General features: G+C 40.0%; 12 protein-coding genes and 3 pseudogenes. 8 read left to right on the forward strand and 7 right to left on the reverse strand.

From position 1 onward, the window contains the following. The first annotated feature begins 89 nt into the window (after window positions 1–89). The 3 genes and pseudogenes from AC23P2_RS30605 to AC23P2_RS30615 all read left to right on the forward strand — a co-directional run bounded on the left by AC23P2_RS30605 (window position 90) and on the right by AC23P2_RS30615 (window position 840). Entirely contained in the window at window positions 90–260 is a 171-nt protein-coding gene (locus AC23P2_RS30605; protein ID WP_487776713.1) for a hypothetical protein, read from the forward strand. 70 nt (window positions 261–330) lie between these two features. Then, window positions 331–564 (forward strand): annotated as a pseudogene (locus tag AC23P2_RS30610) (ATP-binding protein); the annotation flags it as partial. A gap of 9 nt (window positions 565–573) precedes the next feature. Continuing rightward, the gene (locus AC23P2_RS30615; protein WP_037300051.1) at window positions 574–840 is read left to right on the forward strand and encodes an HTH domain-containing protein; all 267 of its coding nucleotides are present in this window, start codon (window positions 574–576) and stop codon (window positions 838–840) included. 181 nt (window positions 841–1,021) lie between these two features. Here AC23P2_RS30615 and AC23P2_RS30620 read toward each other — a convergent pair whose 3' ends face one another. Next, entirely contained in the window at window positions 1,022–1,927 is a 906-nt protein-coding gene (locus tag AC23P2_RS30620) for a replication initiation protein (protein WP_028523437.1), read from the reverse strand. Between the two features lie 571 nt (window positions 1,928–2,498). Here AC23P2_RS30620 and AC23P2_RS30625 point away from each other — a divergent pair. Both AC23P2_RS30625 and AC23P2_RS30630 read left to right on the forward strand, forming a co-directional pair. After that, complete coding sequence (locus AC23P2_RS30625) at window positions 2,499–3,443, forward strand: ParA family protein (RefSeq protein ID WP_028523396.1); 945 nt, start codon at window positions 2,499–2,501, stop codon at window positions 3,441–3,443. Between the two features lie 13 nt (window positions 3,444–3,456). After that, on the forward strand, window positions 3,457–4,308 hold the full coding sequence (locus AC23P2_RS30630; protein WP_037299913.1) for a ParB N-terminal domain-containing protein: 852 nt from the start codon (window positions 3,457–3,459) through the stop codon (window positions 4,306–4,308). Between the two features lie 42 nt (window positions 4,309–4,350). Here the strand turns inward: AC23P2_RS30630 and AC23P2_RS30635 are convergent, their stop codons facing one another. The 4 genes from AC23P2_RS30635 to AC23P2_RS30650 form a co-directional block, all read right to left on the reverse strand. Next, on the reverse strand, window positions 4,351–5,493 hold the full coding sequence (locus tag AC23P2_RS30635) for an ATP-binding protein (RefSeq protein WP_487776714.1): 1,143 nt from the start codon (window positions 5,491–5,493) through the stop codon (window positions 4,351–4,353). A gap of 414 nt (window positions 5,494–5,907) precedes the next feature. Beyond that, window positions 5,908–6,054 (reverse strand): hypothetical protein, encoded by a 147-nt coding sequence (locus AC23P2_RS30640; RefSeq protein WP_487776718.1) that lies wholly within the window; start codon window positions 6,052–6,054, stop codon window positions 5,908–5,910. A 19-nt stretch (window positions 6,055–6,073) separates the two neighbouring features. Beyond that, window positions 6,074–6,571 carry an IS110 family transposase gene (locus AC23P2_RS30645; RefSeq protein WP_487776715.1) on the reverse strand — a complete coding sequence of 166 codons (498 nt, stop codon included), beginning with the start codon at window positions 6,569–6,571 and terminating at the stop codon, window positions 6,074–6,076. Then, window positions 6,561–6,728, reverse strand: a complete 168-nt coding sequence (locus AC23P2_RS30650) for a hypothetical protein (protein WP_487776716.1) — start codon at window positions 6,726–6,728, stop codon at window positions 6,561–6,563. Before AC23P2_RS30650 ends, AC23P2_RS30645 begins: the two co-directional genes overlap by 11 nt. Window positions 6,729–7,178: 450 nt before the next feature. Between AC23P2_RS30650 and AC23P2_RS30655 the strand changes: the two are divergent. After that, window positions 7,179–7,406 (forward strand): annotated as a pseudogene (locus tag AC23P2_RS30655) (DDE-type integrase/transposase/recombinase); the annotation flags it as partial. A 66-nt stretch (window positions 7,407–7,472) separates the two neighbouring features. Here the strand turns inward: AC23P2_RS30655 and AC23P2_RS30660 are convergent. Beyond that, window positions 7,473–8,465 carry an IS110 family RNA-guided transposase gene (locus tag AC23P2_RS30660; RefSeq protein WP_487776719.1) on the reverse strand — a complete coding sequence of 331 codons (993 nt, stop codon included), beginning with the start codon at window positions 8,463–8,465 and terminating at the stop codon, window positions 7,473–7,475. A 284-nt stretch (window positions 8,466–8,749) separates the two neighbouring features. Here AC23P2_RS30660 and AC23P2_RS30665 point away from each other — a divergent pair. Further along, a pseudogene (locus AC23P2_RS30665) lies at window positions 8,750–8,947 on the forward strand (IS3 family transposase); the annotation flags it as partial. Window positions 8,948–8,988: 41 nt separating this feature from the next. Then, entirely contained in the window at window positions 8,989–9,585 is a 597-nt protein-coding gene (locus AC23P2_RS30670) for a helix-turn-helix transcriptional regulator (RefSeq protein WP_169731841.1), read from the forward strand. 578 nt (window positions 9,586–10,163) lie between these two features. Here AC23P2_RS30670 and AC23P2_RS30675 read toward each other — a convergent pair. Next, a partial coding sequence (locus tag AC23P2_RS30675; protein WP_487776717.1) for a recombinase family protein occupies window positions 10,164–10,637 on the reverse strand: 474 nt, incomplete at its 5' end.

Genomic DNA, 10,637 nt, shown 5'->3' on the forward strand with positions numbered 1-10,637 from the left:
CGCTATTGTTCGTCCATTTGTAATAAGAACCTCCATTTGTAAATCGGTGTTTTCCGCAGATTTGGAAGAAGAACCTCGTAGTGGAAGAAATGATTTCGGTCATCGGCAATGGCACTGCCGTTACCTGGCAGCATGTGAACATGATGGGAGAATATGACTTTATTAAACTGCTGGATAATAAACCGCTTCGGTTTGACTTGGAACGCATTTTTCAATGGAAGTATGCACCCGCAGCCAAAGAACCAGCAGGATTAGGATAAGTAATAGTGCTTAATCTGTCTATCTTACTTTTGGCCCGAATCGGGAGTTGCAACCAGTAGCGGAATTCCCATTCAAATCAGTGTATATGCTGATAAAATTATCTTTTGGAACGAAGGTACATTACCCGAAAACTGGACAGTCGAAAACTTAAAACAAAAACATGCCTCACGGCCTTTTAACCCTAGTATCTCAACCGCCCTTTTCCGAACTGGCTACATTGAGCAATGGGGAAGAGGTACTATTCGAATTATCAACGAGTGTATCCGTTACGGTTTACCTGCCCCTGTGTTCGATTATGATTTTGCTAGTGTAATGCTTGAAATAAAACAAAAAATCGAGAAAGGGACACAAAACAACGCGTTTCCTGCCAAAGATGTCGGAGAAATGTCGGAGAAAATGTCGGAGAAAGTACTGGAGTTGATTAGAACAAATTTTACTATCACAACAGCAATTTTGGCAAAAGAACTCAGAGTGAGTACAAAAACCATCGAAAGAGCCTTAAAAACGCTCAAAGAGGAGAAGAAAATCGAAAGGATGGGGGGAGACAGAGGTGGCTATTGGAAAGTTATACCGAAATAAAAGGAGTACCAATTCCCCGCCAATAGCTTGCGTTAGATTTTGTCCTGACAAAGTCATGGCTTGCTAACGCTTCGCTTTCTTCTTAATCTCCCATAATCTCCTTTTATCTCCGCTAATATTCTATAACTCTACACTATATACGTCTGATTATTATTGGCGGTCGTGAGCCATCAGGCATATTTTAGCCTAACCCAAACACCTTCGCCGTATAGGCACCGATATTTTTAACCTCGTTACTAGCCACTTTCAACTTAATATCATACAGAGTTTTGTGAATTTCTGATTGCGAAAACTTTTCAACAATTTGAATTGCTTGATCTTTACGTAAACGAAATTCGTTAATCAGACGCCCAAAAACGACCGCTGATTCGTCCTGAAAATCAATTTTTGTTTGTGCTCCACGAATTCTAGTGATGGTAAATTCAATATCTGAATATCTGCGGCCAACTTTCTTCGCGTTGTAACTAATCGTCAAATCAGTTTTTTCATTGATTTCTTTCTTCGCCGTAAGTAAAATACGTTTTTCAAAATCAGACCAATTTTTGTACTGCTCCTCCCCTGTCTTATCATCGTATAGTAATAACCGTCTCTTCAACTCAAGAAGCTCTATTTTGAAGACGCCTATGTCCTTGTATTGCGATAGCATCTCATAAATACGTTTGGCATACTTACTGTCTAGGCTTAAAGCCATGTGCAACTGAAACGTCGTAAAGTTTTGTTTCAAATCGAAAAAGAACGGTCTAATTTTAGGGTCTAGTCCTATTTCAATGATTCCCTGCCCGTGCATGTACTCTGCTGATGAAATCATCGACACTTGAAGTAAGTTACCGTTGGGGCGCTTGATTTGTAGCACACGCCCTATCAATGTCTCTGTGGCTCGCTTTAAATCTTCGTACGAATTTCGGGTACCTGTTCGTTCCATTAATTCTCGCACAGAAACGTAATAATTCACGTCTGAGGTGTCTTCTTTTTTGAGTTGTGCCATCATGATGTAAATAATATTTTTTTCAAGTGCAGACATTTCATAGCGAGCACTCGTGATGGCATTGTCTTGAATAAGGGTTTTTAAGGTATTACTCTCTTCCATTTGTTATATTTATTACCCAAAAGTACGAGTTTTCCACAACTACGACAAGAAAAAACGACTGTCTTTTTTCGATGTCGTAATTCACGAGGATTTTGTCGTAGTTGCACGAGGATTTTGTCGTAATTCACGAGGATTTTGTCGTAGTTACACGAGGATTTTGTCGTAGTTACACGAGGATTTTGTCGTAATTCACGAGGATTTTGTCGTAGTTAGTGCTCATAACATAATGAAATTCAAAGAGTTACAAGCCCCTCAAATATCAAATAATAATAAATAATAATAAATTCACAAATTTGTGATATATTTTCTTCTAGGGTAAAAAATGTGGATAACTCACCCTTTTAGGCTCCATTTATGGAGGATTGATAAAATAGAAAATCAAAAAAAAGACAAAAAACAAAAACAAACTTTGAATTTTTGGCGGGCGGGCGACGGGGCTCGTCACGAGGATTTTGTCGTAGTTCAAACGTATATTTTTATTACCCTAAGTATATTCGCACCTTTTTTATTTTTTATTCGATATGTATGATAAAATTTTATCATATTTGCATATTCATGTTAATTATTGTTTATGCTAACCCAAGACATCGTTTTTCGCTTTTTCAGAGCAAAACCCGCACTAAATCATTCACAGATTGAAAAAGAAGCAGGTTTACCTTCTAAGACACTCTATCGTGCTTTAGGCGGGCATATCAATCTAAATGAAAAACACCTAGCTAAATTAATCCCTATTCTGAGAAGCTACGGGTTTTCGGAAGAGTTATTTAGCAAAGCCAGGGTTATTTCAATCGTTAACCATAAAGGCGGTGTAGGAAAAACCACCTCAACCATCAACCTCGGGAAAGCCCTTAGTATTCTTGGCAATCGAGTCCTGATGCTGGATATGGACTCTCAAGGCAATCTTTCTCAGTGTTTTGGGATTCATCAGCCAGAAACCCAAATCATAGATGCTTTACTTGATAAAAAAAGCCTACCGATTATTGAGATTGAGCCTAAATTACACCTTGCTCCTTCCGACATACAGATGGCTTACCGCGAACTTGAGCTCGTCAATTCCATTGGTAGTGAGAAACGCTTAGCCAATAAACTAGCCCCTCTCTTATCCGAATATGATTATGTTCTCATTGATTGCCCACCTTCATTGAATGTACTGACAACTTGCTCATTGGTTGCCTCTCACGAGTGTATGATTCCAATTCAACCCGAAGCATCGGCTTATCATGGTGTCGAAAACTTATTTAATCGCATTTCCGAAATACGTGAACACCTGAACTATACCCTCCAAGTGCGAGGCATTTTTTTTACCATGGTACACAAAAATCAGAGTGTGCACAAAAACATGATTGAACATATTCGGGATGTCTATGGTCATTTTACTATTTTTTCTACCCAAATAGAGACTTCAACGGTCATCAAACAATCACAAGTAGCCAAAAGTGACTTGTTTGATTATTCACCTAAATCAAACTCCGCAAATCAATATTTAGCCCTAGCCCAAGAAATGGTCGCTGTTTAACCTTAACTTAATCATGGCAAAAGATTTTATGTCGGGAATTAAAAAAGCTACCGCTCAAATTCCCACTTCTACATTCTCCGAAGTTGAAAAGATAAAAAAACAGATTGTTGTAATAGATGAACTAAAGCAGTTTATTACTCCACTCACCGCAGAAGAGCTACAAATACTCGAGAACAACATAAAAGCCCAAGGATGTAAAGATCCATTGGCAATATGGGAAACGTCGCACAGAGAGGCTGGAATCGGCGATTCTGACGAAATTGTACATGTCTTGGTGGATGGTCACAACCGATACACCATTTGTACAAAGTACAACATTGACTTTAAGATTACCATTTTGAAGTTTGAAGGTATCGAGAAAGTAAAGGATTTCATGATTGACTATCAGCTTGGGCGCAGAAACCTCACTCCTGAACAGCTTTCATTTTTTAGAGGATTAAGATATAACAGAGAAAAAGGCGGGAAAGGGAAATACGACCGTGAAGAGGGAAGTGTAGATATTTCAAAAGCATTGGCGGAGGAATTTAACGTGAGTCAACGAACCATCAAAAATGACGGTAACTTCGCCAAGGGAATTTCTAAGTTAATTCCAGAGTTACAGCAACAAGTTTTGGCTGGAAACACACCATTTAATCGCACGGTTATTCAGGACATAGGAAAACGTGATGATATTTCAGAAGGCAGCTTAGTATCCGTTGCACAATTAGGTAGTGATACCATCGAGGATACTCTTTCTCCTTATCTTGAAGAGTTTAGTCAACGCAAGAAAGAAATTGCTCGTCTTGCTGCTAACCTGAGTTCAAAATCTGATTATTCTCAATTAGTGCAAAAAGTAAAAGAATTAAAAAAATTTATAACTACTTGATAATCTTTGTTTTAACCATAAGTGCAAAACTTGCACTTATGGTTAAAACAATTGCTCCAGATAGTTTACGCCCAGTACTGTGGCTTCGCTACGCTTTTGATAGTCGTCACCACCATACACCAAGTGTAGTTGGGCATCGGGTGCTATCTTTTTGAAGTAGGTTAATCCTTTAAAAAACTCGCCATTAATTGTTTTGCCCGCTTTAATTTCAACCGCGTGAAGTTTTAGCCCATCTTGCATCAGCAAATCTACTTCGTTTTGATTACTGTCGCGCCAGTAATACAATTGTGGACGACGGCCTTGGTTGTAGTGCATTTTCATCACCTCCAGAATCACCAAATTCTCAAAAATAGCGCCTTTGGCAAAATGTAACTGGATTTCGGCTTCGGTACGTATTCCCAACAAATAACATAGTAACCCTGTGTCATAAAAATAGACTTTAGGCGCTTTGGTGATGCGTTTGTTGAAATTCTTGTAATAGGGCGGCAACCGAAATAAAATGTACGATGCTTCCAAAACCGATGTCCATGCTTCTACCGTCTGACTGTTTACGCCCAAATCATTGGCAATACTTGAAGCGTTAAATACTTGTCCTGCTCGCCCAGCCATCAAATACAGGAAGTTTTGAAAAAGGGAAAGGTTTTGAACCTGAATCAATTGCCGTACGTCGCGCTCAATGTACGTTTGAATGTAGGTTGGAAAAAAGTCTTCAGGTGATATTTCTTTTTGGATGAGCCTTGGGTAGCCTCCTTTAAAGATAAACTCGTCAATGGGTGGTTTTTCAAGTAGTTCAAAATAAGAAAATGGTAAAAGGGTTAATAAGGCTACTCTTCCCGCCAACGACTGCGTGATTTTTTGCATAAGCAAAAAGTTCTGTGAGCCCGTCAAAACATACTCTCCTGTTCGGTTACGCTCATCAGTGAACACTTGTAAGTACGAGAACAAATCGGGGACATTCTGTACTTCATCCAAGATAACGCGGTTTTGGTACCGCTCCAAGAAACTATGTGGGTCATTTTGAGCCAAGGCTCTATTGTCAAGTAGCTCTAGGTTGACATACTGATAATCAGAAGCAAACAATTTAGAAAACGTGGTTTTTCCCGATTGCCTCGGCCCAGAGACAGATACCATCGGAAACTTAGTCAGTAGCAATTGTGCTTTATCGGTCAGTGCTCTTGGAATCATTTATGTAATTTTAAAATATAATTGTAAATTTACATAAAATATTATAAAGTTCAAATAATCAATGTTTTAACGCTCGATTTTTATTCTGATGGAATTGGACTAGTGTACCTGTGAGGTTGTTGCAAGTCCTTCCAAGTTTCAAAAACTTGGAAGGACTGTCTTAATCCTTATTCTACTGGAAATGAGGTTGTTGCAATTAATATTAATTATAAACAATCAAAAACATGGAGTGGTCCTATTTAGACGGACAGTCGAAAAGCGTAATCGCACGGATTTCTATGGTTTATGCAAGCGTGCGAGTATAATTTTTGTCATATTTTTGCTGGTGATGCACCACCGAGCAGATGCGATGAATGAGTTTGTTGCGAACGGCATTCAAAACTGACATTTTGTTCTTGCCTTCGGCGACCTTTCTCAAATAATAGTCTTGAATTTCGCGGCTCGGGCCGCCCCGCTTTGACTCGAATGGCGGACATAGCTCGGCACAGGCCGCCCTGCTAAATGAAAAAGGCTTTTTAACCGTTTTCGGGCATGATGGTTAACCTTGGTTTTTCCTCTAATGCTACTGCCAGATTGGTATTCAAAAGGAGCAACCCCTGCATGACAGTCGGACGGCCGATGCCGCTAATTTTTTGGGATCAGTAATGTTAGTAAATTCGTTAGTAGCGATAAGTACCTCAGAAGCAGTAGCGGAACCTACTCCCGGTACAGAAGTAATTACTTCAAAAAGTTCTTTTAAATGTGGGTCTTTGTCTATCAAATTTTTAACTTGTTTTTCAATCTTCTCAATATCAAGATTGATGGCTTTTAGTGATGCCTGACAGGTTTTAGTAAGCTGTTTTTGCAACGAAGGGCTTACGAATTCCTGCTGTTCTTGTAAAGGTTGTTGCAGTTGCTGACGGGCTCCTAACAGTCTGTGGCGAACCGAGCTCAGAGCTGCCAATTGTTGAATAACCTGACGAGGAGGCTGCCATAAGCGAGTTTTATCTTTAAACCGGAAGGCATACTCTGCAATGCGAACGGCATCAATGGTGTCGGATTTGCCACGCTGTAAACCTCCCGCCCGTTTAATCTGCAATCGGACGGCCGACGCCGCTATTTTCTAACCAAATGGGAAAATGAAGTTGATACAAATAAGCCAACAAATGTGCATTGTAAATACCTCGGGGCGCCCCGTGGCGTGTGTTCCATGCAGCATACTGACTTTGAGCGCTCAAAGCTTGGTAATGATTCAATGATTTTGAGAATAGCTTTGATAGCGGCTTGTGAATTTGCCGATTGAGTTTGATAAATAATACCCTTTTGAGTTGAGTAAACAGCCCAATCTAAACGGGGCGCCCCGAGGCGTTGCTTTAGAAATGTCAATGCCAATAAAATCGGGGCGCCCCCTGGCGTTGAGTCTCCATGAGCATTAATTTATTAAGAGTTGCACTAAAAACTTACCTTTTGCCTCAAACCCTTACTAATGAGCCATGATGTCGCACAGGCGCCCCTGCCTAATTTCTATTGGAGGTTTGGTAAGCAATACAGAGTGGGTCCTGAATCCGTGCATAGAGTAAAAAAGCTCTGCGACCCCATAGGGAAGCCCACTCTGGTACTGTTTGTTAAAAATACCGCGCGGCGGACCGTTCAATCTTGAAATTTTACCATAGTACAAACCTAAAGGGCGGCCCCGTTACATCCCTATGGAAAATGGCAAATGGGCTTATTTAGCGGCTTGGATGGATCGATACAGTCGTAAAATTGTAGGTTGGAATCTGGATGTCCATATGCGTGAAGAGTTGGTATTGAAAGCTTTACAAAATGCGATAGACCGTTATAAGCCTTCTCATGGATTAATTGTACATTCCGATAGAGGGGGGCAATATTTTGGAAACAGGTTCAGAAAATTACTTGATAAGTGCCTTTTTCGGCAAAGTATGGTAGGGAAGAAATCAGTTTATGAGAATGCACATGCAGACCGCGCGGATTTCTATGGTTTATGCAAGCATACGAGTATAATTTTTGTCATATTTTTGCCGGTGATGCACCACCGAGCAGACACGATGGATGAGTTTGTTGCGAACGGCATTCAAAACGGACATTTTGTTCTTGCCTTCAGCGACCTTTCTCAAATAATAGTCTTGAATTTCACCTTTGACTCGAATGGCGGACATCGCTCCTAAATGAAAAAGGCTCTTTAACCGTTTTCGGGCATGATGGTTAACCTTGTTTTTTCCTCTAATGCTACTGCCCGATTGGTATTCAAAAGGAGCAACCCCTGCATGACAGGCTAATTTTTTGGGGTCAGTAATGGCAGTAAATTCGTTAGTGGCGATAATTACCTCAGAAGCAGTAGCTGAACCTACTCCCGGTACAGAAGTGATAAGATCAAAAAGTTCTTTTAAATGCGGGTCTTTATCTATCAAATTTTTAATTTGTTTTTCAATCTTCTCAATATCAAGATTGATGGCTTTTAGTGATGCCTGACAGGTTTTGGTAAGCTGTTTTTGCAACGAAGGGCTTACGAATTCCTGCTGTTCCTGTAAAGGTTGTTGCAGTTGCTGACGGGCCACTAACAGTCTGTGGCGAACCGAACTCAGAGCTGCCAATTGTTGAATAACCTGACGAGGAGGCTGCCATAAGCGAGTTTTATCTTTAAATCGGAAGGCATACTCGGCAATTCGAATGGCATCAATCGTGTCGGATTTACCACGCTGCAAACCTCCCGCTCGTTTAATCTGCAAGCTGTTTTCTAACCAAATGGGAAAATGAAGTTGATACAAATAAGCCAACAAATGCGCATTGTAAATACCGGTGTGTTCCATGCAGCATACTGACTTTGAACGCTCAAAGCTTGGTAATGATTCAATGATTTTGAGTGTAGCTTTGATTGCTGCTTCTGAATTTGCCGATTGAGTTTGATAAATAATTCCCTTTTGAGTTGAGTAAACAGCCCAATCTAAAGTTGCTTTAGAAATGTCAATGCCAATAAAATCGGGGCGCCCCGTGGCGTTGAGTCTCCATGAGCATTAATTTATTAAGAGTTGCACTAAGAACTTACCTTTTGCCTCAAACCCTTACTAATGGGCCAGGATGCCCTAATTTCTATTGGAGGTTTGGTAAGCAATACAGAGTGGGTCCTGAATCCGTGCATAGAGTAAAAAAACTCTGCGACCCCATAGGGAAGCCCATTCTGATACTGTTTGTTAAAAATACTCAATCTTGAAATTTTACCATAGTACAAACCTAAAGGGCGGCCCCGTCTCTTTGGGCGACGATTAAACGGGAAATGTTAGAAAAAGGCAGTTTTGATAGTTTGGAAGATGCTCAAACAGAACTGTTTGACTATATTGAAGTCTATTATAATCGTATTCGCCGACATTCGGCTTTGGGCTATGAAAGTCCCGAAAAATTTGAACAAATTTACAACCAAAATGAATTATTAATCCTGCAAAGTAAACTGTCCGTCTAAAATGGACCACCTCAGAAGAGCTAAAAGGAGACCTGAATCCCTTGATTGAATTTGAAGAAGTAGAACTAAGAGGTCGGAGCTATTTTGATAAACTTTATCAATTGATTCACCGCAAAGAATTTATCAAGATTAGGTATCAAGGGTTTGAAATGGCAGAAGCCGAAACCAAGGTGGTTATGCCTTTACAGTTGCGGGAACATAATAACCGCTGGTACTTGGTGGGTTGGGCACAAGGAAATAACCAAAGTGTGTTTCTCCAGGTATTCCCCATTGACCGAATGTTAAATCAACCTTTTGTGACCCAAGAACAATTTAAACATCCTAATAAGGCTGATTTGAATGCCCATTTCAAAAATATGGTGGGGGTAACCAAAAAAGGTAAACCCAGAAAAGTGAAGCTAAAATTTCACGATTCAGTACGAGAAAGATATGCCCTCACCAAAAAAATCCATCCAACGCAAGAAGCTTCTATTGATCCCCAAGATGGAAAAACGGTTTTGGAACTTCGGGTGATTTGTAACAATGAGCTAATTACAAAAATCTTAGAATATGGTAGCGCCATTGAAGTACTGGAACCAGCCTCTCTTCGTAATAAAGTGGCTGGGATTCTTAAAGCTGCACTGCAATATTATGTGTAAAACGGGCTTACGTATCATTACGAATCATTATGTTTCATTACGTATCATCACATTTTTTAATGTACCCTGATAATGTCAATAAAGGCATTTATCTCCAAAGAAACCATATCAAAATCCATGGAAAATCAGCCTGAACCTCATGGGTTTGTGGGTATTTACTTGATTGATATATACCTAGTGTATATCGCGGTAATTTCGGTTATTTCCAGTATAATGCTCTATAAACCGTTTTTATGACTTTTTTTGAAAATGGTAATGGTATATTCATTGAGCTTGCTAATCAGAGAGTTATACGTTTTTGAAAATCATATACGTCCTGTATATAACCAAAGTATTACCAATGTAATGGCAATGTATTACCATGTGATTACCAGTATAGGCTTGTATGCAAATATGAAAATTTGTAAAAAAATGGCTAATTTTTAGTCTAAAAAATATGTCGAATATTGGCCATAAAACCCCTTTTGTTCATAACCATTTAGAAGGAGCCATATTGAAAAACGGCGATTCTAGCGTTTTGGAGGGGGTATTTTGCAGAACCGACGTTTAGATAAACCAATATGGCTTGGCGGTTTTTATTAGTTATTATCTTTGGATGTTTTGTGGTAGGCACTAATTTTTACACCTCGATGGCGTAGGTATTTGTAGAGGGTCATTTTGGAAACCCCGATTTCTTGGGCAATGGCGTTGACCCCGAGTTTACCTTCTTTGTAATAGGCTTCGGCTAAGATGGCTTTATTGATTGCTTCCTTGGTCATACCCGCTCGACGTCCACCTTTTCTTCCTCTGGCCCTAGCTGCTTCTAAGCCTGACTTAGTACGTTCGCGGATGAGGTCCCGTTCAAACTCAGCAAAACTGGCTGAGATATTAAAAAACAACCTCCCCTGGGGAGTCGTGGTATCAATGGCGTCGTTGATGGAAAATAAGCCAACCCCTTTTTGGTTGAGCAAGGCAACGACGTCGAGTAAGTGCTTTAGCGAGCGCCCGAGTCGGTCGAGTTTATAAACGACGACGACATCACCCGTGCGAACAAAGTCAAGCATTTTCAAAAG

The sequence above is a fragment of the Runella sp. R0.1_18 genome (assembly GCF_057652155.1).